This is a genomic window from Acidovorax sp. DMC1 (assembly GCF_056314325.1).
This window is the reverse complement of record NZ_JBQUYO010000001.1, coordinates 848631-871767: the sequence shown is the minus strand read 5'-3', so window position 1 is coordinate 871767 and position 23137 is coordinate 848631. Positions and strand designations below refer to the sequence as shown.

Sequence of the window (23137 nt, the reverse complement as noted above, 5' to 3'; positions counted from 1 at the left end):
CTGCCGTCGCCCCCTCCTCCACTGCCCAGCGCGTGCTCTCCGTCATCCCCCCGATGACGCAGCTGAACACGCCGTACCCCTCCACCGCCTACCTCACGGGCTTTCTGCGCTCGCGCGGCATGACGGCGGTCCAGGAAGACCTGGCGCTGGCCCTGGTGCTGCGCTTGCTCTCGCCCGGAGGGCTGCGCGCCGTGGCCGCCAAGGTGGACGCACTGCCCGCCAAAAAGCAGAGCCCCGCCGTGCAAAGTTTTGCGGCGCAAAAGGACCGCTACCTCGCCACCATCGGCCCGGCCATTGCCTTCTTGCAGGGCCGCGACAGCACGCTGGCCCACCGCATCGTGGGCCGCAACTACCTGCCCGAAGGGCCGCGTTTTGCCACGCTGGATGTGTACGTGGATGACGAAGGCGGCGACCCGCTGGGCTGGGCCTTTGGCGCTTTGGGCCTGACCGACAAAGCCAAGCACCTGGCCACGCTGTACCTGAACGACCTGGCCGACGTGCTGCGCGACGCGGTGGACGAGCGCTTTGAGTTTGTGCGCTATGCCGAATCACTGGCGGGTAGCCAGCCCACGTTCGACCCATTGGCCAACGCACTCGCTGCGCCGCCCACGCTGGTCGATGAAATGCTGGAGCAGCTCACGCACGAGGCCATTGCCAAGCACCAACCCACCGTGGTGCTGCTGTCGGTACCCTTCCCTGGCTCGGTGTACGCCGCGTTTCGCATCGCCCAGGCCATCAAGGCGCGGCACCCGCACATTGCCACCGTGCTGGGCGGCGGCTTTGTGAACACCGAACTGCGCGAACTGGCCGACCCGCGTGTGTTCGACTTCTTTGACTACGTGACGCTGGACGCGGGCGAGCGCCCGCTGCTGGCGCTGCTGGAACACCTGCGCGGTGAACGCGGCCGCCAGCGGCTGGTGCGCACCTTTGTCCGAAGCGATGAGGGGCAGGTGCAGTACATCAACATGATGGAAGCCGACATCGCCTTCGCCGAGGTGGGCACCCCCACCTGGGACGGCCTGCCACTGGACCGCTACCTGTCGCTGCTGGACATGCTCAACCCCATGCACCGGCTGTGGAGCGACGGGCGCTGGAACAAGCTGACCGTGGCGCATGGCTGCTATTGGAAGAAGTGCAGCTTCTGCGACGTGAGCCTGGACTACATCAGCCGCTACGAAGGCGCGAGCGCTGCCGTGCTGGCCGACCGCATCGAAGCCATCGTGCGCGAGACGGGGCAGACCGGCTTTCACTTTGTAGACGAGGCCGCACCGCCCAAGGCGCTCAAGGCCCTGGCCACCGAACTGATTGCGCGCAACGCCGGCATCAGCTGGTGGGGCAACGTGCGGTTTGAAAAAACCTTCACCCCCGACCTGGCCGAGCAGCTGGCCGACAGCGGCTGCATCGCCATCTCGGGCGGGCTGGAAGTCGCGTCAGACCGGCTGCTCAACCTGATGAAAAAAGGTGTGTCGGTGGACCAGGTGGCCCGCGTGACCAAGGCCTTCACCGACGCCGGCATCCTGGTGCATGCGTACCTCATGTACGGCTTCCCGACCCAGACGGTGCAGGACACGGTGGACGCGCTCGAATACGTGCGCCAGCTGTTTGCCAATGGCTGCATCCAGAGTGGTTTCTTCCACCGCTTTGCCTGCACCGTGCATTCACCCGTGGGCCAAAACCCCGAGGAATACGGCGTGACGCTGGCGCCCCTGCCACCGGGCGACTTTGCCAAGAACGACGTGGCCTTCATCGACCCCACGGGCGTGGACCACGACGCGCTGGGCGCGGGCCTGAAGAAGGCCATCTACAACTACATGCACGGCATCGGGCTGGAAGAAGACGTGCGCATGTGGTTCCCGTTCAAGGTGCCCAAGACGACGGTGCGGCGGGACCGGATCGAGCGCGCACTGCGCGAGCGGGGATGAACACAACGGGCGATGCAGCGGCTGCTTTCAAGCAAAAATAGCCGGTAGCGCCGGTTAAATATGCGCCGTCAGCTATCAAAAGTGAAGCAGCCAGAATCCGATCAACGCTTTTGCTTCTGGTAAGCCTTGTCGGCCGGCGGCCCCCGGTCGGTGTCTTGCAACCCCCGCTGCACATCGCGGTAGGCCTGCTCGATTTGAGCGTCGGGTTTGCCATGGGTCATGTCCACCGACTCGTCACGCTCATGGGGCAGCTTGGGCTTTTCTTCCTTGGCGGCCACAGGGCCCGCTTTCAACGGCCCCTGCGTGTGGGGGCCGGGGGCCTGGCGCTTGGTGGTGTCGACCGAAGGTTCGGGTCCGGTAGGGGCCGAAGTGGGCTCGTCGGGGTTTGTGTTGCGGGGCATGGAGGTCTCCTTGGGTTGGGACCACAGCGGGTCACATTCCGTGGATCGTAAAAACGGCCCCGTCACCGTCTTGTAGGCCCACAGGCCATCTACCCGACGGGCGATGGAGATTGCGTGCACAAGCCCTTGACGCGATGGGCCCTCCAAGCCATGCGACACTACTGTATGTCTCAACAGGTGTGGGCCGCGCAGGCCCTTGAATCTTTCGATGCGGTGGTGCAGGCCACCGAGGGGTTTCGCAGCCGCGCAGGCCAGCGGCTGATGGCGCAGCAGGTGGCGCGCACGTTCAGCAGTGCCACGCTGGGAAAGGTGGATGAGGAAAGCGGTGAGGCCGCGCCCACGCGCTCCATCGCTGTCATTCAGGCGGGTACAGGCGTGGGCAAGTCGCTGGCGTATTGCGCACCCGCCATTGCACTGGCGCTGTCGCGCGGCACGCGGGTGCTGATCTCCACCGCCACGGTGGCATTGCAGGAGCAGCTGGTCAACAAAGACCTGCCCGCGCTGGCCGCGCTGATGCCCCAGCCCTTCAAATTTGCGCTGGCCAAAGGGCGTGGGCGCTATGTGTGCAAGCTCAAGCTCGACCGCCTGGCGGGCACGGGTGAGGCCGAGGAAGAGGCCGACGACGACCTGTTTGCCGAAGAAGAAGCCGCCGCCCGCGCCAAGCGCCCCCGGCATGAGACCGAGGCGCGCATCCAGTTCTATTCCACGATGGCGCAGACGCTGTCGAAAGGCGCGTGGGATGGCGACCGCGACAGCCTGGACACGCCGCCCGAGCCCGAGGTGTGGAGCCCCGTGGCGGCCGAGGGCGCGTCGTGCACCGGCAAGCACTGCCCGGCGTTCAGCCAGTGCACCTACTACGACAAGCGCAAGGAGCTGGTGGGTGCGCAGGTGATCGTGGCCAACCACGATCTGCTGCTGTCGTCCCTGGGCGCGCGCGTGCTGCCCGAGCTGGACAACTGCCTGCTGGTGCTGGACGAAGCCCACCACCTGCCATCAACCGCTCTGGATCAATTCGCGTGCAGCATGGACCTGTCGCGCATCACCTGGATCGAGCGCCTTGCCAGCCGGGGTCTGCGCATTGGTGCGCTGCTGGAGGTGGAAGAGATTGCCGACATCCCCAAGCACTCGGCCCAGCTGCGGCAAACGCTGCAGGACCTGGCGCGCATCGTGATGGACGTGTACGGCGCCCAACTCAAGAGCCAGCCCAGCGCCTGGGGCCCGGCGCGCGTTCGCGTGCCCCGGGGCGAATTGCCCGAGCCGCTGATTGCGCCGCTGGGCCTGCTGGCCGCCAGTGCCGAAGGCTTCCTCGACGCGCTGCGCGCCATCAGCAAAGCCCTGCGTGCCGAGATGCGCGACAAGCCCGATGAGGCCAAGCGCCTGTCCACGCTGTACGCGCAGATCGGCATGCTGGCCCCGCGCCTGGAAGAGCTGCACGCCACGGCCCAGTTGCTGCTGCAAGACGCGCCTGAGGGCGCCGTGCCGGCTGCCAAATGGTTCACGCTGGAGGTGGATGGTGACTTCATCGTGGTCAAGGCGCACGCCAGCCCCATCCTGCCCGGCACCACGCTGCGCAACCACCTGTGGAGCGCGGTGCGCGGCGCGGTGCTCACATCGGCCACGCTCACCAGCTGCGGGCACTTTGATTTCTTCTTGCGCGAGGCGGGCCTGCATGGCGACGAGGCCACCACCACGCTGGAAGTGCCCAGCCCCTTCAACTACGCCGCACAGGGCACGCTGATTGCCGCCGAGACGCGCGCCGACCCCAAGAACGCCGCGCAGTTCACGACCGAAATGGTCGAAGCGCTGCTGCACGACATTGCCCGCGTGGAATACGGCGCGCTGGTGTTGTTCACCTCGCGCGAGCAGATGCGCCAGGCCGTGGACGCGCTGCCCACCGCCATGCGCAGCGTGGTGCTGGTGCAGAACGCGCTGCCGCGCACGCAGCTGCTCAAGCGCCACCGCGAGCGGGTGGAGAACGGCGAGCCCTCGGTCATCTTCGGCATGCAGTCGTTTGGCGAGGGGCTGGATTTGCCAGGGCGGCTGTGCGAATCGGTCTTCATCACCAAGCTACCCTTTGCCCCGCCCGACGACCCCGTGGGCGAGGCCCGCGCCGAATGGCTGCGCGCCGTGGGGCGCGACCCCTTCAGCGAACTGGTGGTGCCCGCCACCGCCATCCGCCTCGCGCAATGGGTGGGCCGCGCGATCCGCACCGAGGAAGACATGGCGCATGTGTACTGCTACGACAAGCGCCTGACGCGCACCAGCTACGGGCAGCGCCTGCTCAAAGGGCTGCCGCCGTTTGCGCTGGAGCAACGTGCGCCGCTGTGAAGCGGTGATACTTTGCCCCCTTCGATTCCATAACCACTACAACAACCCCAGGGAGGACCCCCATGCCCCACACCGTACCTGCCTGCCCCCAATGTGGCCTGGAGAACACCTACCCCGATGGCAGCAACTACGTGTGCCCCGACTGCGCGTTTGAATGGCCGCAAGTGGCCGATGCAGCAGAAGCCGACGCCGATGCAGGCGACGGCATCGTGCGCGATGCCGTACGTGATGCGAATGGCAATCCGCTGGCCGATGGCGATGCGGTGATTTTGGTGAAAGACCTCAAGGTCAAGGGCTCGTCGTCCACCCTCAAAAAGGGCACCAAGATCAAGAGCATTCGCCTGGTCGATGGCGCCGACGGCCACAACGTGGACTGCAAGACGGACCTGGGCAGCATGCTGCTCAAGTCAGAGTTTCTCAAGAAGGCCTGATCGGCGCGGGGCGCAGCACCCCGTGTCAGACAAGCACCCACAGGCATCGGCGCTGCACGCCGACGCCAGGGTGCAGCGAGGGTGCCTAGAGTGCATGGATGGCCGCGCGAACACCCAAATGGCGCGGACCCTTTCGACTCCCCACCCCCTGCTGGAGGCCCCATGCACACTGAATCCCCCGCCCACGAGACCCTGTGGAAGCTCATCAAGGACATCCGCTTTGGCATGCTCACGCACCGCACGTCCACAGGCATGCTGCACGCGCACCCGCTGACCACCCAGAACCGGCAGCTGGATGAGCAGGCCGAGCTGTACTTCTTCATCTCGCAGTCGGGCGAGCTGTACGAGCGCCTGTTGACCGACGGCGAAGTGAACGTGTCGTACGCCGACCCGGACGAAGACAGCTATGTGTCCGTGTCCGGCCAGGCGCGGTTTGTGGAGGACCGCGCGCTGAAGGAAGCCCTGTGGTCGCCCATGGCCAAGGCCTGGTTTCCGGGCGGTGTGTCCGACCCGGACCTGGCGCTGCTCGCAGTGCGCATCCGCCATGCCGAGTACTGGAATGTGGACGAAAGCAAGATGGTGCAACTGTTCCAGATGGCCAAGGCCGCGATCACCGGGGAGCCCCCGCGCCACCTGGGCGAGCACAAGGAACTGACCTTGTCCTGAGCGGCGCAGAGCGACAGTGTGGGACCTGGTACGCCGGGCCCCCGCACCGGTTCCCGCACAGGATTTATCAGCCAAATCGGCCCGTAGCGCTAGTGCATCATGCCCTTGCAGCTACACAATCAGTAGCAACCCATTGACCAAAAGGCGCAATCAGCGTCATCGCGGCGCATCGCGCGCCTTGCGATAGCGCCGGGTGGCCTCGGCCAGCATCGCGTCCTTGGGCAACAGCTGGGTGCCGCCCACCCACAGCTCGGTCGGCGTGCCGCTGGCATCGCGCACGCGGCGCGCCGGCTGGCCCGGGCTGGCGTAGGCCGAGGCTTTGTGCACCACACCGGTGTCGCGCCCGGTGACGACCAGCTCGGTGGTGGCCGCGTTGAAGGGCACGAACATGGCGGGCGCCACCTGGCACACCACCTTGCCCATGGGCACCAGGTCGCTCGCGCCCCACAGGCTCCACCAGCGCCCCGCCCAGGCGGCTTCCTTTTTGCCCGGCGCACCATGCTGCTGGAACGCAAACAGGATGCTGGCAATGCCCTCCACCCACTCTGTGGACAGGCCGTCCTGCGCGTTGGTGAGCACCGTCACCGTCAGATCCAGTGCGGGGTAGCGCGCGGTGCGTGACAGGAACCCTTGCAAGCTGCCGGTATGGCCCATCCATTCACGCGGGCCCGGCGCGCTGAGCATGGTGCCCAGGCCGTAGTGGGACTCGAACAGGTTGCAGGGGTCGCGCCAGCGGCGCTGCGCCATCTCGCGGCGGCTGGCGGGCGACAGGATGCTGCGCTGGCTGTCGGGCGCCAGCTGCGAAAAGAAGCGGGCCACATCCGACGCGGTGGACACAAACCCGGCCGCCGGGGCCATGGCATCGCACGGGTTGTCGCTCGGCACGATCAGCCGCTGGCCGAACGGAAACTCGCTGCTGTGGCCCACGGCCAGGGGCGCGCGCCGGGGCAGATGGGGCATGTCGGGCGCGGTCTCTTGCAGGCCTGCGGCGGCGATTACGTGGCGCTGCATCCAGCGGGCGTAGTCCGTGCCCGTGACCTGCTCCATCATCAGCCCCAGCAGGCCATAGCCGTGGTTGGAATACTTGAGCTGTACCCCTGCCTCCAGCGGCGGCTTGGCGCGCAAGTCCGCCAGCAGCTCGGCGCGGGAGAGATATGGCCGCCGGTCCAGAAACTGACCGGCATCAGGGCCGTCGCGCGTCACGCCCGCGCTGTGCGAGAGCAGCTCGCCAATGCGGGCGCGGGCCAGGTCCTTGTGCAGGCCATCGACATAGCGGCCGATGGGGTCCTCCAGCCCGACTTGGCCCTGCTCGCGCAGCAGCATGACGCCCGCTGCCGTAAAGCTCTTGGAGTGCGATGCAATGCGCAGGCGGTGCCGGGGCAAGAACCTGTTCAAGGTCTTTTTGGAGATTGCATTGAAGTGCAATCGGGATGAGTGGATGCTTCGGATGCGCCGCATGGGCTCGTGCCCATGCAAGCAGCCGGGGCGTCCGATCGCCCGATTTCACTCCAACCCTGCGGGCAAGTGCCTTGCCGGGCGGTCTGCGGCGTTGCGGCGCTTGCCAATAGCCAAGCTATTGGCTGCGCACCGCGCCTGGCATCCCATCCCGGCAAGGTACTTGTGCAACTCCAAAATGACCTTGAACAGGTTCTAGTGTTTGTGGGTGCGCATGTCGGCCACCCCCAGCGCCAGCTCCGCCACCGTTTCGCCGCCGCGCGCAAGGGCCACGGAACACCCGGGCTGGCGGTAGCGCTCCAGTTGCAGGTCCAGCCATTGCGGCAGGTAGTCCAACGCGGCGCAGAGCCAGGCGGGTTGGGTGGCGTTTTTCTTCATGGTGTGCTCGGCTACATGCATCCAGAAAAGGAGTGGGGCAGTGTAGGCCACGCACTGGATAGGCACGGTGACACACAGACACCCTGGGCGCACAACATGGCCTGCGGGGCGGCGGCACAATCCTTCCTTTTCGCACGCAAGCCCATGTCCCCCATCGCCGTCATCGACTTTGAAACCACCGGCGTCTCGCCCGGCCAGGGCGCGCGTGCGACCGAGGTGGCCATCGTGCTGCTGGAGCGGGGCCAGGTGGTGGACCGGTTCCAGAGTCTGATGAAGACTGGGGTGTGGATTCCGTCCTTCATCACCCAGCTCACCGGCATCACCAACGCAATGGTCAACGCCGCACCCGACGCGGCACAGGTGATGCAGGACGCCGCGCGTTTTGTGGGCGATGCGCCCATGGTGGCGCACAACGCGTCGTTCGACAGCAAGTTCTGGCAGGCCGAACTGGCCCTGGCTGGGCTGCCCGCACCGCAGCCGTTTGCGTGCACGGTGCTGCTGTCGCGGCGCCTGTACCCCGAGGCGCCCAGCCACCAACTGGGCACGCTGGTGGACTACCACGGCCTGCCGCGCACGGGCCAGGCCCACCGGGCGCTGGCCGACGCCGAGATGGCGGCCGCGCTGCTGGCGCGCATGCAGCACGACCTGCGTACCCGCTGGCGGGTGGCTGAGCCCAGCTACACGCTGCTGCAAACGCTGCAGCGCTGCGCCAAGCCCAAGGTGGGGGCGCTGCTGGCGCAGCATGCGGGCGCCTGATCCGACCTGCCCGCTGGGAATGCCACCGCAATTTACTATTGAATTGATAGCTGCCAGCGCATAATTCACTGGCGCTTGCGGCACTTTCGACTTGAATCCAGGGCTGACGACCGTTCTCCAGAGCATGCGTCTGCAGGGGCCGCGCAAGTCCCTCCGCAACGGGTGCAATCGCCTGCTCTGCCGATAATCGATCAGGACTTGCACGACGGAGCTTTGCCACCGATGGCGCAGACCCGCCTTCGTCCTCATAACCTGTTCACGACGACAACATGAAAGGCTTGGCCATGGGGTATCTGGTACTGGGACTGGTGCTGTTTCTGGGCGTGCACTCGGTGCGCATCGTGGCCGATGGCTGGCGCAAGCAAACGCTGGCACGCATGGGGGAGATGCCGTGGAAAGGGCTGTATTCGCTGGTGTCGGCCGTGGGCCTGGCGCTCATCGTCTGGGGCTATGGCCTGGCGCGGCAGCAGCCCGTGGTGCTGTGGGTGCCGCCCATCGGCATGCGGCACGCGGCGGCGCTGCTGACGCTGATCGCCTTTGTGCTGCTGGCCGCCACCTATGTGCCGCGCAATGCGATCAAGGCCCGGCTGCACCACCCCATGGTGCTGGGCGTGAAGGTGTGGGCGCTGGCGCATTTGCTATCCAACGGCAACCTGGCCGATGTGCTGCTGTTTGGCAGCTTTTTGCTGTGGGCCGTGCTGAGCTTTCGCGCCGCGCGCCAGCGCGACCGGGCGCAGGGCACCGTGTACGCGGCGGGCAGCGCTGCGGGCACGGCAGCGGCAGTGGTGGTGGGCGCCGTGGCCTGGGTGGGCTTTGCCTTCTGGGGCCATGCGTGGCTGATCGGCGTGGCGCCGCTGGGGCGATGATCGAACGCTAGGGAGACCCGCACCGCAAATGCCGGAGAATCCGCGCTTTGCGTTTTTTCCTTTCTCGCTGAGACCTCTATGACCGAAGCCACCACCCCCAACACCCCCGCCCAGCCGCCCCTGCCCGATCACCTGTCGGTCAACCCCCGCAGCCCGCACCACGTGGCCGCCGTGTTCGAGCACGACATCGGCATCCGCCTGAACGGCAAGGAGCGTTTTGATGTGGAGGAATACTGCATCAGCGAAGGCTGGGTGAAGGTGCCCGCCGGCAAGACGGTGGACCGCAAGGGCCAGCCGCTGCTCATCAAGATCAAGGGCACGGTCGAAGCGTTCTACAAGTGACCGCTGCAAGGGCGGCCGCGCCGCTTGCCCCTGGTGCCTGGGTGATTCACTGCGATGGCAGTGCCTGGCCCAACCCCGGGCGCATGGGCCTGGGGGCGGTGCTGACGGGCCCCGACAGCACCGTGCAGCACCAGATCTCTGACGCCACCACCTTCACCGGCTGCAACAACGAGGCCGAGTTGCGCGCGCTGATGTTGGCGCTGCAGTGGCTGGCGCAGCAGGACATCGCCGCATCGAGCCCGGTGCACGTGTTCAGCGACAACAGTGTGCTGGTGGAGCAGCTGGGCAACCACCCCAAGGCACCCATCGCGCGGCTGGCAACGCTGTTTGACGAAGCACGCCAGGCACTGCAGCAGTTCCCACAAGCCCAGGTCCTGTGGATTCCCCGCCACCGCAATGGCGCGGCCGATACGCTGGCGCGTGCCGCGTTGGGGCTGGCACCCAAGGCCCCCACTCCGCAGGGGCAGACATTCAAAAAACGCCGCAGGCGGTGAGCCCCCGCTCTGCACACGCCATCAGGCCGGGTCGAGCCCCGCCGCCGCACGGTAGGCCTGGATGCGCGGCAACACCGCCTGGCGACGGGCGATGCTTTGCGCGGGCCACAACCCCTCGCGTTCGTAGTATTCCGCCACGGCGGGTGTCCCCGGCGGCAGCACCACCCAGGGCTGTTTGGAGGCCGTGAAGATGTGGATGTCGGGCGGCAGGTGGTCCGGCACATCCAGCGTGCCCACGCGCAAAAAGGCCATCACCGGGCCCGCACCTGCGTAGTGGCTCCAGACCGCCACCTGGCAGTGCGGGCAACGCGCAATCTTTTGGCCCAGGCCACTTTCTGACGGGGTGTGCACCATCGCCAGCGCACCAGCGAGCAACTCCACGCGGTCGGCCTCGATCATCGCGTTCAGCGCAAAGGCTGCGCCGCTTTCGCGCTGGCACCAGCGGCAGTGGCAGCAGTGCACAAACAGCGGAGGCGTGAGCAGGCGGTAGCGCACCTGGCGGCAGGTGCAGCCGCCGTCCAGCGGGTATTCAGGGGCAGCGTGCAGCATGGGGAGGTGTCCTTGAAACGTGGGGAGGGTGGGCGCAACACCGGCCTTCAGCCGCAGGCACGGGCCAGCAGCAGCGCCTTTTCCTGCGCGTTGCGGGTGAGGCTGGCCGCGCGCTCGAACTCGGCACGCGCCTCGGCCCCCCGGTCCAGCTTGGCCAGCAGGTCGCCGCGCACGCTGGGCAGCCAGTGGTAGTGGCGCAGCAGGGGGTCGCCCGCCAGCGCATCGACCAGCGCCAGCGCGGCTGCGGGCCCTTCGGCCATGCCCACGGCCACGGCGCGGTTGAGCGCTACGACGGGCGAGGGCGCCACCTGCAGCAGTGCGTCGTACAACGCCACGATGTGGGGCCAGTCCGTGTCTTGCGCCTGCCTGGCGCGTGCGTGGCAGGCGGCGATGGCGCCCTGCAGCGCATACGGCCCCCAGGGCTTACCGGCGCGCGCCAGCTGCTCGGCCTTGTCCAGCGCCGCCAGGCCCCGGCGTACCAGCAGGTGGTCCCAGCGTGCGCGGTCCTGGTCCATGAGCAGCACGGGCTGGCCTTGTGCATCGGTGCGCGCGGGCAGGCGCGATGCCTGGATTTCGAGCAGCGCCACCAGGCCTTGCACTTCGGGCTCGTCGGGCGCCAGGCTGGCCAGCACCCGCACCAGACGCTGGGCCTCGCCGCACAGCGCGGGGCGCATCCAGTCGTCGCCTGCGGTGGCGGCATAGCCTTCGTTAAAGATGAGGTAGATCACCTCCAGCACCGAGGCCAGGCGCGGCGCGCGCTCGGCCGCGCCGGGCACTTCAAACGGCACCTGCGCGGCCGTGAGGCTGCGCTTGGCGCGCACGATGCGCTGGGCCACGGTGGGCTCAGGCACCAGAAAGGCGCGCGCGATCTCGGCCGTGGTGAGGCCGCCCAGCAGCCGCAAGGTGAGGGCCACGCGCGCCTCAGTGGGCAGCACGGGGTGGCACGCGGTGAAGATGAGGCGCAGCAGGTCGTCGCCGATGTCGTCCTGCTCGGCATGCATCAGGGTGTCCACCACATCGGGCGCGTACTGCGCCTCGAGCGCTTCGAGGTCGTGGCCCAGGGCCTCGTGCTCGCGCTGGTGCAGGGCCTGCTGGCGCAGGTGGTCGATGGCGCGGCGCTTGGCGGTGGTCATGAGCCAGGCGGCCGGGTTGGCGGGCAGGCCGTCTTGGGGCCAATGCTCCAGCGCGGCCACCAGGGCGTCTTGCGCCAGCTCCTCAGCCCGGCCCACGTCGCGGGTCATGCGCGCCACGCTGGCAATGATGCGTGCAGCCTCGATGCGCCACACCGAGTCAATGCTGCGGTGCAGGGCATCGCGGTCGGGCAGGGCGGGCGCGCTCACCGGCCGTCAGCCCAGGGCTTGGCTGGCGTCCACCATGTGCACAAACTCCCAGGTGTGGCCGTCCAGGTCGTCAAAGCTGCGCGAGTACATGAAGCCCAGGTCCTGCGCCGGGCGCGGCGTGGTGGCGCCTGCGGCCACGGCCTTGTCCACCAGGGCATCAACCTCTTCCCGGCTGCTGCACGAGAAGCACACCAGCACCTCCGACGTGGTGCGTGCGTCGGCAATCGTTTTGTCGGTGAAGGTTTGGTAGAAGCTCTTGACGAGCAGCATCACGAAGAGGTTCTCGCCCACCACCAGGCAGGCGCCCTGGTCGTTGGTGAACTGGGGGTTGAACTCGTAGCCCAGCGCGCGAAAGAACGCCTGCGAGCGGGCCATGTTGTCGATGGGCAGGTTCACGAAAATCTGTGCATGCATGACGACTCTCCAGAAGGGTGATGACGGTAAAGGGAAACGACGGGTTTGGCAAAGGTGAAGCAGCGGTGGCACGCGTTCATGGGGCGGGCTTCTGCGCCACGGCCTGCAGGTTGGCCAGGCCCTCCTCAAAGTCCTGCCCCACCATGCGGTCCATGTTGAACACGAGGTGGGAGATCTTGGCCAGGTAGGGCACAGGGCCCTGCATGGCCCAGGTCACGCGCGTGGCCCCTGCACCTTCGGGCTGCAGGGTGAATTCCACCTGGTTGTGGGCTTCAAAGGGCTTCACAAAGTCGAGCTTCATGCCCACGCGGCGGGGCGCTGTGGCCTCGACGATCTCCATGCTGCCCACGCCCACCTTGTCGCTCTGCCAAGCGTAGCGTGCGCCAGGGCCGCGGGTGGCGGCGCTGTACTGGCCCTGGATGGCCGGGTCCTTGCGTTCGTAGGGGTTCCAGGTGTTGAACTGGCGCAGGTCGTGGATGAGGCCGAATACGCGCTCGGGCGGGGCCGAAATGACGCGGCTGCGTTCCACGCGGAAGGTGTCGGGGCGGGTGGCTGCAAACGCCAGCAGCAGCGCCAGGGCCGCCAGCAACACAAGGGCGATGGTTTTGACCATGGGGATGTCCTTCACGCCGCGCATCAGCCGCGCAGGGTTTCGAGGTCGCGGAACTGCTCGACGCCATCCACGCCGGCAAAGTCTTCCATTTCGTAGAGTTGTCGCACCTCGATCTCGGCCTCCAGGCCCTCGCCGCGCGGATTGGGAAAGCGGCGGGTCCATTCCAGCGCCTCGTCACGGCTGCGCACCTGGATGAGTGTGTAGCCCGCGATCAGCTCCTTGGTCTCGGTGAACGGGCCGTCGGTGACGGTGCGGGTGCCCCTGGCGCTGTAGCCCACGCGCCAGCCTTTGGCGGACGGCTGCAGGCCGCTGGCGTCCAGCAGGACGCCGGCGCGTGCCAGTTCTTCGTGGTAGCGGGCCATCGCGGTCATCAGGGCTGCGGTCGGCATGCAGCCTTGTTCGGATTCGGTGGTGGCCTGGATGATGATCATGAAGCGCATGCGGTTCTCCTCGGGGTAGTTAAAAATTCGGAAGCGCCGACGGTCCTTGCCAGGTGCTTCACAGTGACGACGAATGGGAGCGCCGGAAATCGACATCCGGATGTGCAAGCCCGGGCGAAACGAGGGTTAACACCTATCCCGACCGGTTGGCGCGCGGGGTGGGCGAGGGGCCGCCATAGGGAGACTACTGAGCGCCCGCACTGGGTTTTGCAACCCCTGGTCGATACAATTTGTAAAGACTGATTCATCGATCCCGGGACTTCGCCCCGCATCCTTCCGCCCGCCCGCCAGCGAGGTCCCCACGGGGGGACCACCGCCAGCCACACGCAGTGCCTTTGCCATGAAACGAGGATCGACCTATCGACAGCGGCCATACCGCCCATGGGTGGTATTGGGGCTGTGCGCTGGCATGGCGGCAGCCCACGCGCAGTCCGACATCGCCGCCATGGCCGACCTGCCGCTGGAGCAGCTCATGCAGATGCAGGTCACCACGGCCAGCCGGTATGCACAGACGGCCCTGGAGGCCCCGGCGGCCGTGAGCGTGGTGACCGCCGATGACATCCAGCTGTTTGGCTACCGCACGCTGGCCGATGTGCTGGCCAGCATGCGCGGGCTGTACGTGTCCTACGACCGCAGCTACCACTATCTGGGCACACGGGGTTTTGCCACGCCGGGCGACTACAACACGCGGGTGCTGCTGCTGGTCAATGGCGTGCGCTTCAACGACAACCTCTACGACCAGGCGAGCATCGGCACGGACTTTCCCATCGACCTGGACCTGGTGGAACGGGTGGAATTTGTGCCTGGCCCCGGGTCGGCGGTGTATGGGGCCAATGCGTTTTTTGGCGTGGTCAATGTCATCACCCGCGACGGTCGCCAGCTGGGCGGGCCCCAGGTGAGCACCGAGGCCGGCAGCCATGGCTACGCCAAGCTGCGGTTTTCCGTAGGCGCCGTCGATGCGCAGGGAGGCGACTGGCTGATCGCGGCCACGCGCTCCACCGCACGCGGGGCCGACCAGTACTACCCCGCGTTCGATGCGCCCGCCAGCCACCAGGGCGTGGCGCACGGGCTGGACTATGACCGCAGCACCCAGCTGTTCGCCCGCATGCGACGCGATGGGCTGACGCTGACCCTTGCCCACGGCGAGCGCACCAAGGGCATCCCGACCGCAGCGTTTTCGCAGGTTTTCAACGACCCGCGCTCGCGGTACATCGACACCAGCACGCGCGTGGCCGCCGAATACACCGCGCAATGGCAGCCGACGCTGGCCTTCACGGCACGCCTGCACGCAGGGCGCTACCAATACGTGGGCGACTACGTGTACGACTACCCGCCCGTGACGGTGAACCGCGACGTCGGCACCGGCCAGTGGTGGGGCACCGAGTGGCAGTGGGTGAGCACGGCCCTCGCGCAGCACAAGCTGTCCTGGGGGCTGGACTACCGGCGCGATACCCGCATTGCACAGCGCAATGACGACCTGGACCCACCGGCGCAGTACCTCGACACACGCCGCAACGGCAATGTGCTGGGGGTCTATCTGCAGGATGAGTTTGCGCTGCGCCCCAACCTCACGCTGCACACCGGCCTGCGCTGGGGACAGCAGTCGGGCAGCGCAGGCGCCTTGCACCCCCGCCTGGGACTGGTGTACTGGTGGGACGCTGCCACCGCCGTCAAGCTGCTGCACGGCACCGCCTACCGCCCGGCCAATGCCTACGAGCGCGACTACCGCGTGAACCTGCCCGGCGGTGTGGTGGACACCACCAGCATCCGGTCCGAGCGTGTGCGCACCACCGAACTGGCCGTGGAGCATGCACCGACCGGGGCCACGCGCCTGCTGCTGACGGCGTTCCGGTCGGGGGTGAGCGACCTGATCTCGCTGGACAGCCTGGGCCACTCAGACCGCCTCACTTTCAACAACACCCGCACCGTCAAAGTGCACGGCCTGGAGGCCGAGGCCGAACAACGCTGGGCGGGCGGGCGGCGCCTGCGTGTGGCCTACGGATGGCAAAAGGCACGGGACCCGTCAATGGACGCAGCGCTGACCAACTCGCCCCGGCACCTGCTCAAGCTGCAATGGTCCGACGTGCTGCACGCGCCTGCGGGCTGGGGCTGGAACCCGGGCCGCTACGCCTTCGAGGCCATCGGCATCGGCCCGCGCAACACCGTGCTCAACGCCCGCCTGCCCGGGTATGTACTGACCCATGTGACCTATTCCACGCGGATCGCGGACGTGGATGTATCGCTGGGGGTGTACAACTTGTTCAACCGCCGATATTCCGACCCCGCTTCGTTTGAGGTGCGGGAAGACGCGCTCCGGCAGGACGGGCGCACGTATCGCGTCAAGCTGACCTACGCGTTCTGAGCCATGGCCAACACCCAGCGATGGCATGCACTGCTGGCGATCTGCCTGTGGTGGGTGTGCGGGTTGGGCACCAGTGCAGCGCATGCCAATGAGCCCGTGGCCGACCTGGACCTCAAGGCCGCCTATATCTTCAACTTCATCCAGTTCATCGACTGGCCCGATAGCGATGGTGCGCCCGGCAATGACGTCACGGTGTGTGTGTCTGCGTTCAGCCCGCTCAAGCGCGCCTTGACCGCCCTTGATGGCAAACAGGCCACCAAGGGCCGCACCGTCCGCGTGCGCTTGCTGGATCTGCCGGCGATTCGTGGCTGCCGCGTGCTCATCGTCCACAACGCGGAAGTGGAACCTGTTCTGCGGCTGCTGCGGACCCTGCCTCCATCCCACGGCATCCTCACGGTGTCGGACGAAATCACCTTTGTGAATCCCGAAATCGTCATCGCCCTGGCCCAGCAGGAAGGACGTGTGGTGTTCGGCATCAGCCCCGACGCCGCCAACAAGGCCGGCCTCATCATCAGCTCACGGCTGCTGCGGCTGGCCAGGGGAGGCCGGTGAAAACACGCCCCTCTGAAGCCGGCACCGCAGCGCCCGCAAGCCCGGCGACACATCGCCTGCTGTCATCGCGCCTGGTAGTCACCGGCATCCTGGCCGCAGGCATGGCGCTACTGACCGTGGTGCTGGCGCTCACCGGCGTGGACTACTGGAGCACCCGCGCGTCCATGCTGCAAGACAGCCGGGTGGAAGCCGCCATCGTGGCCGACAACATCTCGGCGGCCGTGGTGTTCCGCGACACCAGCACCGCCAACGAAATGCTGGGTGCGCTGCGGTCATCGTCCATGGTGATCAGCGCCACGGTGTACGACAAGGATGGCGTGCTGTTCGCCCACTACGCGCGCGACCGCGACCCGGACTTTCCCACCACGCTGCGTGCCACGGGCTTGGACGGCGCCGCAGAGCGCGCAGGCTGGCACATGCTGGAGATCGCCAGGCCCATCGAGGCGTCTGGCAACACCTGGGGCACGCTGTACATCCGAAAGTCGATGGCGGCCTTGTACATGCGCCTGGGCATCCGGTTTGGCACTGCCTTGCTGATCGCCATCTGCGTGATGGCCATGGCCACCGCCATGGTGCTGCGCAGCCGCGCCGCAGTGCGCGATGCCGAAAACCGCCTGCATGAGCTGGCCCACACCGACGCGGTCACCGGCATGGGCAACCGGCATGCATTCAACGAGAAACTGGCCGCCGAGCTGCAGGGCGCACGTGGCGCAGGCTACCGGGTGGCGCTGGTGTACATCGACCTGGACAACTTCAAAACAGTCAACGACACCTTCGGCCATGCGGCGGGAGACGGGCTGCTGCGCCAGGTGGCCAAGCGCCTGCAATCTGTGGTGCGCAGCACCGACACCATCTCGCGCCTGGGCGGGGACGAATTTGCGCTCATCCTGCGGCTGGACATGGATGATGCAGCGCTGGAGAAATACGCACAACGCATCGTCAGCGTTTTCCAGGCCGCTTACACCGAGGTCGGCCAGCAGGTGAATGTGACCTGCAGCGCAGGCATTGCCACGTTTCCGGACGATGCGATGGACATGGACGCGCTGGTGAGCAATGCCGACACCGCCATGTACCGCGCCAAGGAGATGGGCAAGAACCGCTGCGTACGGTTTGATGCGTCGATGAACCTGGCCGTGGTGCGGCGCCAGGCCATTGAACAGGCGCTGCGTGCCGAGCTGGAGCAGGGCACCGGTTTGGCGCTGCACTACCAGCCCCTGTTTGCCGCCAGCGACCGGGCCCTGGTCGGCGCCGAGGCCTTGCTGCGGTGGACGCACGCGGAGCTGGGCTCCGTGTCGCCGCTCGAGGCCGTGTCGGTGGCCGAAGACTGCGGCCTCATTGCCCCGCTGGGCTACTGGGTGATGCGCACCGCCTGCCGCGACGCCGCGCAGTGGAAGGGCGGCAAGTCTCTGCGCGTGGCCGTGAACATCTCGGCACGGCAGCTGGGCGACCCGCAGTTTCTGGAACGCGTGATGGACATCCTGCGTGAAGAAGGCCTGCCCGCGCACCTGCTGGAGATCGAGCTGACCGAAACCGTGCTGATGGAAAACATGGAGGCCGGCGCCCACACGCTGCACCGGTTGAGCCAGCTGGGTATTCACCTGGCCATCGATGACTTCGGCACCGGCTACTCGTCACTGGCGTACCTGCGCCAGTTGCCCATGCGGCGCTTGAAGATCGACCGCAGCTTTGTCAAAGATTTGCCAGGGCAGGAGCACAGCCGCGCCATCGTCACAGCCATCGTCGCACTGGCACACAGCCTGGGTCTGCAGGTGACCGCCGAGGGCGTGGAAACGCAGGAGCAGGCCGACTACCTGGTGCGGCAAGGCTGCGATGTGCTGCAGGGCTATGTGTTTGCACGCCCCATGCCTGCGCCGCAGTTTCTGGCGCTGCAGGCGAGTGCATCGGCTTGATTCAGTCCACAGCGCCGTGGTAGCAGGGCGCCAGCTCGCGCACCTCTACCGTAGCCCACTCGGCGGCTGGGCATTCGCGGGCGATGGCAACGGCTTCTTCGCGCGTGGCGCAGTCGATGAGAAAGAAGCCGCCCACCATTTCCTTGGTCTCGGCAAACGGCCCGTCGGTCAGGCGGGTCTGCCCATCGCGCACCTGCAGCCTCACGGCCTGTTCGGTCGAGGCCAGTGACTCGCTGGCGCGCAACAGGCCACGGGCCTGCAATCCTGCCCCAAAACGCTGCATGCGGGCATAGGCCTCCTGACCACCGGCCAGGCCCCGCTCGGCACGCTGGCCGTGGGGTTCCATGATGAGCAACAGGTAAGGCATGGGGTCTCCTGAATCGGGGCCGGTCGTGCCCACCCGCACGGACTACGCCATCGGTGGGGACTGCAAGGGCGCCATGCTAACAGCCCTGTTTGCTATGTTTTCAATAGCTAATAGGGCATGTTCGACCAGCGCCATCGGCAGATTTCATGCAAAGGGTTGCGCGCGGCGGCAGCGCTGTGCTATCTTCGACCCCCTATGCAACGCAGCATGCTTCTATCCACCCTATCGCTAGGTCTAGTGCCTGGCCGGGGTCTGCCTGCGTTCGCCTCCCTCGTTGCCTGATTCGCTCAGCGCAACACCTGATCTCCCCCTGACCCCGGCCCGCGAACCAGCCTTTGCATACGCAAAGGGCTGCAGGGGATGTCATTCGTTTTGATTTCTTTCGATTCCGATTGACCCGTGCACCGTGCTGCTTGTTTTGCACACCGCACACACCGTTCGTGGAGCCTCTCATGATTGCCAAGCCCGCCACCAAGTACCAGCCCATCGCCCCCATTGCGCTCGCCGACCGCCAATGGCCCACCCGCAGCATCACCCGCGCCCCCGTGTGGCTCTCCACCGACCTGCGCGACGGCAACCAGGCCTTGTTCGAGCCCATGAACGGCGAGCGCAAGATGAAGCTCTTTCACGAGCTGGTGCGCATCGGCTTCAAGGAGATCGAGGTCGGCTTTCCGGCCGCTTCGCAAATCGACTTTGACTTTGTGCGCCGCCTCATCGACGAGAACCTGATCCCCGACGACGTGACCATCATGGTCATGACCCAGTCGCGCGAGGACCTGATTGCCCGCACGGTAGAAGCCGTGAAGGGCGCACCCCGCGCCATCGTGCACCTGTACAACGCCACCGCGCCCGCCTGGCGGCGCATCGTGTTCGGCATGAACGTGACGCAGGTGATGCAGCTCATCAGCCACCACGTGGGCTACCTCAAGCAGCTCACCGACGCGCAGCCCGAAACGCAGTGGACCTTGCAGTACTCGCCCGAGACCTTCAGCGCCACCGAGCTCAGCGTGTCGCTCAAGGCCTGCCAGACCGCCATCGCCACCTGGGGTGCAGGCCCCGGCCGCCCCATCATCATCAACCTGCCCACCACGGTGGAGAACGCCACGCCCAACGTGTTTGCCGACCAGATCGAGTGGATGGACCGGCACCTCAGCCCCCGCGAGCACATCGTGCTGTCGGTGCACCCGCACAACGACCGGGGCACGGGCGTGGCGGCGGCAGAACTCGCGATGATGGCCGGTGCCGACCGCGTGGAAGGCTGCCTCTTCGGCAACGGCGAGCGCTGCGGCAATGTGGACATCGTGACGCTGGCGCTCAACATGTACACGCAGGGCGTACACCCGGGCCTCGACTTCTCGGACATCACCTCGGTCGCGCGCATTGCCGAGGAATGCACGGCCTTGCCCGTGCACCCTCGCCACCCCTACGCAGGCGACCTGGTGTTCACCGCGTTCTCAGGCTCGCACCAGGACGCGATCAAGAAAGGCTTTGCGGCGCAAGACCCGAACGCCTTATGGGAAGTGCCGTACCTGCCCATCGACCCCGCCGACCTCGGCCGCACCTACGACAGCGTGATCCGCGTGAACAGCCAGTCCGGCAAGGGCGGCATCGCCTTCTTGCTCGAACGCGAACACGGCGTGGTGATGCCGCGCCGCATGCAGGTGGAGTTCAGCGCCGTGGTGCAGCGCCAGACCGACGCGAGCGAAGGCGAGATGACGGGCGATGCGCTGTGGGCACTTTTCCAGGGCACTTATCTGCAGGCCCCAGCACAGGCCGCCATCACCTGCCACAGCCACCGCATCGATGAAGACGGCCAGGGTATCGAGCTGGACGTGACCATCGACGGCACGCGCCAGACCCTGCGCGGCCAGGGCAACGGGCCGATTGCCGCGACGGTGGACGCCCTCGGCCTGCCACTGCGCGTAGACCACTACGAAGAACGCGCCACCGGAACGGGCGCCAATGCCCAGGCGCTGGCGATTGTGGAAGCGGCCATGGACGGCGTGGCGGGCTCCACCTTTGGCGCAGGCGCCAGCCACAACATCGTGACCGCCTCGGTGAACGCCATCGTGAGCGTGGCCAACCGGCTGATGGCACGGCGCATGGCGGCCCAAGCCGTGGCGATGGCATAAGCGGCTGCGGTATCAAAACGATAGCTGCTGGCGCTTGAAGGACAAGCGCTGGCGGCACTTTGGGCCAATATCCCCTGGCGGCCGGTGGGGTAGGGTGCTGCGCGCCGCCCTATCCGTTACCCTTCGGCCCATGCGCTCTTTTCACCCCCTGGGCCTTGCCGCCGTCTGCACTGCCGCCCTGCTGGTGCTGGCCGGTTGCGGCACATCGCGGCCTCCGTCACCTTCTTTCCCTCCATCGGCCTCGGCCCCTTCCCGCACCACGCCACCGCTCACCCCCGAGCAGGCGCACGACATCGCCATCCACGCGCTGGGCCTGGTGGGCACGCCGTACCGCTACGGCGGCAATACGCCGGATTCGGGTTTTGATTGCAGCGGGTTGATCGGCTACGTGTACCGCAACCAGGTGGGCACACCACCGCCGCGCACGGTAGCCCAGCTCAACACCTGGGGCTATCCCATCGACGGCAGCGAGCTGCGCGCGGGCGACCTGGTGGTGTTTGGCACCGGCCGCCAGCCCAGCCATGCGGGCATCTATGTGGGCGAAGGACGGTTTGTGCATGCGCCGTCTACGGGCGGCACGGTGCGCATGGACCACCTGCAGTCGCGCCATTGGGCGCGGCAGAATGCGGCGTTCCGCAGACCTTGAATTCGGACACTCCCCCTGAGCGGCTACGCCGCTTCCCCCCGCTCTCCCACCGCTGCGCGCTGCGGGCAGGGGGACGACGCACTCGCTGCGGGGCGGCCCTTACTCTGCGTCTCTGGCCTGGGCCGCGCCGGTATCTGGCAGGTGGCCCAATTCGGCCTGTGACCGGGCTCCGCGACAATCGGGGCCACCATGACCCACGCACACCGCTCCGCTACCCCCATCTCCACCCACGACACGACGCGCATCGATGACACGCGCATCAAGGCCGTGCGCCCGCTGATCACGCCTGCGCTGCTGCAGGAATGGCTGCCCACGCCCGATGCGGCGCAGAACCTGGTCGAGACCAGCCGCGTCGCCATTTCGCGCATCCTGCACGGGCAGGACGACCGGCTGATCGTGGTGGTGGGGCCTTGCTCCATCCACGACCATGGCCAGGCCATGGACTACGCGCGCCAGCTCAAGCAGCAGGCGGACGCGCTGCAGAACGACCTGCTCATCGTGATGCGCGTGTACTTCGAAAAGCCGCGCACCACGGTGGGCTGGAAGGGCTACATCAACGATCCGCACCTCGATGGCAGCTTTGCGATCAACGAAGGGCTGGAGATGGCGCGTGCGCTGCTGCTGGATGTGCTGGCGCTGGGGCTGCCGGTGGGCACCGAATTTCTGGACCTGCTCTCGCCGCAGTTCATCAGCGACCTGGTGAGCTGGGGCGCGATTGGCGCGCGCACCACCGAGAGCCAGAGCCACCGGCAGCTCGCCAGCGGGTTGAGCTGCCCCGTGGGGTTCAAGAACGGCACCGATGGCGGCGTGAAGGTGGCGAGCGACGCCATCCTGGCGGCCAGCGCCGCGCACGCGTTCATGGGCATGACCAAAATGGGCCAGGCCGCGATTTTTGAAACGCGCGGCAACCAGGACTGCCACGTGATCCTGCGCGGTGGCAAGCAGCCCAACTACAGCGCCGCCGATGTGGATGCGACCTGCGCCGTGCTCAAGGCCGCGGGCCTGCGCGAGCAGGTGATGATCGACGTGAGCCACGCCAACAGCAGCAAGCAGCACCAGCGCCAGATCACCGTGGCGGCAGAAGTGGCGCAGCAGATTGCCGCAGGCGACACACGCATCACCGGCCTGATGATCGAGAGCCACCTGCAGGAAGGCCGCCAGGACATCGTGCCCGGCCAGCCGCTGGCGCAAGGCGTGTCAGTGACCGATGCCTGCATCAGCATGGCGCAGACCGTGCCAGTGCTCGAAGGGCTGGCGGCGGCCGTGCGGGCACGGCGCCAGAAAGCCTGACGGGCACCGCAGCAGCGGTCAGCCCCGGGGCGGGCGAGGGGCGCCGGTGTCGATGTTGCGCGCTGTGGCGAGCAGCGTGGCGCACAGCCGCTCCTGCCCAGCGGCATCCACCGCCCACACATCGGCAGCACAGACGGTGAGCAGGCGCCCCGCATCCACCACACGGCCGCGCGCACGCAGGCATTCGCCCTGCGCGGGGGCCACAATTTTCAGGGTGGTGTCCACGGTGGCATTGGTCCAGCCGGGCGGCAACACACTGCCTGCCGCGGCCACCGCCGCAAAGTCGGCCACCGCAAACACGGCCGTCGCCTGCAACTGACCGGGGCGAAAGCTGAAGGCCTCGCTCACCGGTATCTCCACCTCCACCCGCCCGAGCTCGGCATGCACAAAGCCCAGCCCCAGCGTGCGGGCCATGGGCATGGCCAGCACCATGCCTTTCAAGGCTTCCATCGTGGCTTGGGGTGGGTGGGACTCGGTATCGCT

Annotated in this window: 24 protein-coding genes; 14 read left to right on the top strand and 10 right to left on the bottom strand. The window is 67.0% G+C overall.

The annotated features are described in order from the left end of the window. Nucleotides 1-53: 53 nt before the first annotated feature. Nucleotides 54-1922, top strand: coding sequence for a B12-binding domain-containing radical SAM protein (locus ACT531_RS04055; protein WP_476016625.1), 1869 nt, complete (start codon nt 54-56; stop codon nt 1920-1922). A 101-nt stretch (nt 1923-2023) separates the two neighbouring features. Here the strand turns inward: ACT531_RS04055 and ACT531_RS04050 are convergent, their stop codons facing one another. Next, nucleotides 2024-2323 carry a hypothetical protein gene (locus ACT531_RS04050; protein ID WP_476016549.1) on the bottom strand — a complete coding sequence of 100 codons (300 nt, stop codon included), beginning with the start codon at nt 2321-2323 and terminating at the stop codon, nt 2024-2026. A gap of 165 nt (nt 2324-2488) precedes the next feature. On the opposite strand from ACT531_RS04050, the gene dinG reads away from it, so the two are divergent. The 3 genes from dinG (at nt 2489) to ACT531_RS04035 (ending at nt 5748) form a co-directional block, all read left to right on the top strand. Beyond that, entirely contained in the window at nt 2489-4651 is a 2163-nt protein-coding gene (gene dinG / locus ACT531_RS04045) for an ATP-dependent DNA helicase DinG (RefSeq protein ID WP_476016548.1), read from the top strand. A gap of 62 nt (nt 4652-4713) precedes the next feature. Then, entirely contained in the window at nt 4714-5082 is a 369-nt protein-coding gene (locus tag ACT531_RS04040) for a zinc ribbon domain-containing protein YjdM (RefSeq protein WP_476016547.1), read from the top strand. A gap of 162 nt (nt 5083-5244) precedes the next feature. Beyond that, nucleotides 5245-5748 carry a pyridoxamine 5'-phosphate oxidase family protein gene (locus ACT531_RS04035; protein WP_015011857.1) on the top strand — a complete coding sequence of 168 codons (504 nt, stop codon included), beginning with the start codon at nt 5245-5247 and terminating at the stop codon, nt 5746-5748. 156 nt (nt 5749-5904) lie between these two features. Here the strand turns inward: ACT531_RS04035 and ACT531_RS04030 are convergent, their stop codons facing one another. Both ACT531_RS04030 and ACT531_RS04025 read right to left on the bottom strand, forming a co-directional pair. Beyond that, nucleotides 5905-7143, bottom strand: coding sequence for a serine hydrolase domain-containing protein (locus ACT531_RS04030; protein ID WP_476016546.1), 1239 nt, complete (start codon nt 7141-7143; stop codon nt 5905-5907). A 255-nt stretch (nt 7144-7398) separates the two neighbouring features. After that, nucleotides 7399-7581, bottom strand: a complete 183-nt coding sequence (locus tag ACT531_RS04025) for a hypothetical protein (RefSeq protein WP_476016545.1) — start codon at nt 7579-7581, stop codon at nt 7399-7401. Between the two features lie 144 nt (nt 7582-7725). Here ACT531_RS04025 and ACT531_RS04020 point away from each other — a divergent pair, with 144 nt between their 5' ends. From ACT531_RS04020 to ACT531_RS04005, 4 genes are all read left to right on the top strand, one after another. After that, nucleotides 7726-8337, top strand: a complete 612-nt coding sequence (locus ACT531_RS04020) for a 3'-5' exonuclease (protein ID WP_060987377.1) — start codon at nt 7726-7728, stop codon at nt 8335-8337. Nucleotides 8338-8621: 284 nt separating this feature from the next. Further along, nucleotides 8622-9203: an NnrU family protein gene (locus ACT531_RS04015; RefSeq protein ID WP_476016624.1), complete on the top strand. Its 582-nt coding sequence runs from the start codon at nt 8622-8624 to the stop codon at nt 9201-9203. 78 nt (nt 9204-9281) lie between these two features. Then, nucleotides 9282-9545: a DUF3297 family protein gene (locus tag ACT531_RS04010; RefSeq protein ID WP_056742544.1), complete on the top strand. Its 264-nt coding sequence runs from the start codon at nt 9282-9284 to the stop codon at nt 9543-9545. Next, on the top strand, nt 9542-10039 hold the full coding sequence (locus tag ACT531_RS04005; protein ID WP_476016544.1) for a ribonuclease HI family protein: 498 nt from the start codon (nt 9542-9544) through the stop codon (nt 10037-10039). The genes ACT531_RS04010 and ACT531_RS04005 overlap by 4 nt, the downstream gene beginning before the upstream one ends. Before the next feature lie 21 nt (nt 10040-10060). Here ACT531_RS04005 and ACT531_RS04000 read toward each other — a convergent pair whose 3' ends face one another. The 5 genes from ACT531_RS04000 to ACT531_RS03980 all read right to left on the bottom strand — a co-directional run bounded on the left by ACT531_RS04000 (nt 10061) and on the right by ACT531_RS03980 (nt 13395). Then, a complete protein-coding gene (locus tag ACT531_RS04000) occupies nt 10061-10588 on the bottom strand; it encodes a GFA family protein (protein ID WP_476016543.1) in 528 nt (175 codons plus the stop codon). A 47-nt stretch (nt 10589-10635) separates the two neighbouring features. Further along, nucleotides 10636-11928 carry an RNA polymerase sigma factor gene (locus tag ACT531_RS03995; RefSeq protein WP_476016542.1) on the bottom strand — a complete coding sequence of 431 codons (1293 nt, stop codon included), beginning with the start codon at nt 11926-11928 and terminating at the stop codon, nt 10636-10638. A gap of 6 nt (nt 11929-11934) precedes the next feature. Then, complete coding sequence (locus ACT531_RS03990; protein WP_015011867.1) at nt 11935-12342, bottom strand: VOC family protein; 408 nt, start codon at nt 12340-12342, stop codon at nt 11935-11937. Between the two features lie 76 nt (nt 12343-12418). Continuing rightward, nucleotides 12419-12955, bottom strand: a complete 537-nt coding sequence (locus ACT531_RS03985; RefSeq protein WP_295940940.1) for an SRPBCC family protein — start codon at nt 12953-12955, stop codon at nt 12419-12421. A gap of 23 nt (nt 12956-12978) precedes the next feature. Beyond that, entirely contained in the window at nt 12979-13395 is a 417-nt protein-coding gene (locus ACT531_RS03980; RefSeq protein ID WP_476016541.1) for a YciI family protein, read from the bottom strand. A gap of 409 nt (nt 13396-13804) precedes the next feature. Here ACT531_RS03980 and ACT531_RS03975 point away from each other — a divergent pair, with 409 nt between their 5' ends. The 3 genes from ACT531_RS03975 to ACT531_RS03965 are packed head-to-tail and all read left to right on the top strand — an operon-like array spanning nt 13805 to nt 18219. Next, entirely contained in the window at nt 13805-15757 is a 1953-nt protein-coding gene (locus ACT531_RS03975; protein WP_476016540.1) for a TonB-dependent receptor plug domain-containing protein, read from the top strand. 3 nt (nt 15758-15760) lie between these two features. Continuing rightward, on the top strand, nt 15761-16309 hold the full coding sequence (locus tag ACT531_RS03970; protein WP_110960627.1) for a YfiR family protein: 549 nt from the start codon (nt 15761-15763) through the stop codon (nt 16307-16309). Continuing rightward, nucleotides 16306-18219 (top strand): putative bifunctional diguanylate cyclase/phosphodiesterase, encoded by a 1914-nt coding sequence (locus tag ACT531_RS03965; protein ID WP_476016539.1) that lies wholly within the window; start codon nt 16306-16308, stop codon nt 18217-18219. Before ACT531_RS03970 ends, ACT531_RS03965 begins: the two co-directional genes overlap by 4 nt. Nucleotide 18220: 1 nt before the next feature. Here ACT531_RS03965 and ACT531_RS03960 read toward each other — a convergent pair whose 3' ends face one another. After that, entirely contained in the window at nt 18221-18586 is a 366-nt protein-coding gene (locus tag ACT531_RS03960) for a YciI family protein (RefSeq protein ID WP_209816988.1), read from the bottom strand. A 452-nt stretch (nt 18587-19038) separates the two neighbouring features. Between ACT531_RS03960 and leuA the strand changes: the two genes are divergently transcribed. The 3 genes from leuA (at nt 19039) to ACT531_RS03945 (ending at nt 22654) form a co-directional block, all read left to right on the top strand. Next, the gene (gene leuA, locus ACT531_RS03955) at nt 19039-20718 is read left to right on the top strand and encodes a 2-isopropylmalate synthase (protein ID WP_476016538.1); all 1680 of its coding nucleotides are present in this window, start codon (nt 19039-19041) and stop codon (nt 20716-20718) included. Nucleotides 20719-20848: 130 nt separating this feature from the next. After that, complete coding sequence (locus tag ACT531_RS03950) at nt 20849-21364, top strand: C40 family peptidase (RefSeq protein ID WP_110960624.1); 516 nt, start codon at nt 20849-20851, stop codon at nt 21362-21364. Between the two features lie 189 nt (nt 21365-21553). Next, nucleotides 21554-22654 carry a 3-deoxy-7-phosphoheptulonate synthase gene (locus tag ACT531_RS03945; RefSeq protein WP_476016537.1) on the top strand — a complete coding sequence of 367 codons (1101 nt, stop codon included), beginning with the start codon at nt 21554-21556 and terminating at the stop codon, nt 22652-22654. An 18-nt stretch (nt 22655-22672) separates the two neighbouring features. On the opposite strand, the gene ACT531_RS03940 is transcribed toward ACT531_RS03945, so the two are convergent. Beyond that, the gene (locus ACT531_RS03940) at nt 22673-23104 is read right to left on the bottom strand and encodes a PaaI family thioesterase (RefSeq protein WP_476016623.1); all 432 of its coding nucleotides are present in this window, start codon (nt 23102-23104) and stop codon (nt 22673-22675) included. Nucleotides 23105-23137: the final 33 nt, after the last annotated feature.

Coding starts and splice junctions, on each gene's coding strand:
- ACT531_RS04025 (WP_476016545.1), bottom strand. CDS start 7,581: ATGAAGAAAAACGCCACCCAACCCGCCTGGCTCTGCGCCGCGTTGGAC.
- ACT531_RS03975 (WP_476016540.1), top strand. CDS start 13,805: ATGGCGGCAGCCCACGCGCAGTCCGACATCGCCGCCATGGCCGACCTG.
- ACT531_RS03980 (WP_476016541.1), bottom strand. CDS start 13,395: ATGCGCTTCATGATCATCATCCAGGCCACCACCGAATCCGAACAAGGC.
- ACT531_RS04000 (WP_476016543.1), bottom strand. CDS start 10,588: ATGCTGCACGCTGCCCCTGAATACCCGCTGGACGGCGGCTGCACCTGC.
- ACT531_RS04055 (WP_476016625.1), top strand. CDS start 54: ATGACGCAGCTGAACACGCCGTACCCCTCCACCGCCTACCTCACGGGC.
- ACT531_RS04020 (WP_060987377.1), top strand. CDS start 7,726: ATGTCCCCCATCGCCGTCATCGACTTTGAAACCACCGGCGTCTCGCCC.
- ACT531_RS04050 (WP_476016549.1), bottom strand. CDS start 2,323: ATGCCCCGCAACACAAACCCCGACGAGCCCACTTCGGCCCCTACCGGA.
- ACT531_RS03960 (WP_209816988.1), bottom strand. CDS start 18,586: ATGCCTTACCTGTTGCTCATCATGGAACCCCACGGCCAGCGTGCCGAG.
- dinG (WP_476016548.1), top strand. CDS start 2,489: ATGTCTCAACAGGTGTGGGCCGCGCAGGCCCTTGAATCTTTCGATGCG.
- ACT531_RS04010 (WP_056742544.1), top strand. CDS start 9,282: ATGACCGAAGCCACCACCCCCAACACCCCCGCCCAGCCGCCCCTGCCC.
- ACT531_RS03950 (WP_110960624.1), top strand. CDS start 20,849: ATGCGCTCTTTTCACCCCCTGGGCCTTGCCGCCGTCTGCACTGCCGCC.
- ACT531_RS03985 (WP_295940940.1), bottom strand. CDS start 12,955: ATGGTCAAAACCATCGCCCTTGTGTTGCTGGCGGCCCTGGCGCTGCTG.
- leuA (WP_476016538.1), top strand. CDS start 19,039: ATGATTGCCAAGCCCGCCACCAAGTACCAGCCCATCGCCCCCATTGCG.
- ACT531_RS03970 (WP_110960627.1), top strand. CDS start 15,761: ATGGCCAACACCCAGCGATGGCATGCACTGCTGGCGATCTGCCTGTGG.
- ACT531_RS04015 (WP_476016624.1), top strand. CDS start 8,622: ATGGGGTATCTGGTACTGGGACTGGTGCTGTTTCTGGGCGTGCACTCG.
- ACT531_RS03940 (WP_476016623.1), bottom strand. CDS start 23,104: ATGGAAGCCTTGAAAGGCATGGTGCTGGCCATGCCCATGGCCCGCACG.
- ACT531_RS03990 (WP_015011867.1), bottom strand. CDS start 12,342: ATGCATGCACAGATTTTCGTGAACCTGCCCATCGACAACATGGCCCGC.
- ACT531_RS03945 (WP_476016537.1), top strand. CDS start 21,554: ATGACCCACGCACACCGCTCCGCTACCCCCATCTCCACCCACGACACG.
- ACT531_RS04035 (WP_015011857.1), top strand. CDS start 5,245: ATGCACACTGAATCCCCCGCCCACGAGACCCTGTGGAAGCTCATCAAG.
- ACT531_RS04040 (WP_476016547.1), top strand. CDS start 4,714: ATGCCCCACACCGTACCTGCCTGCCCCCAATGTGGCCTGGAGAACACC.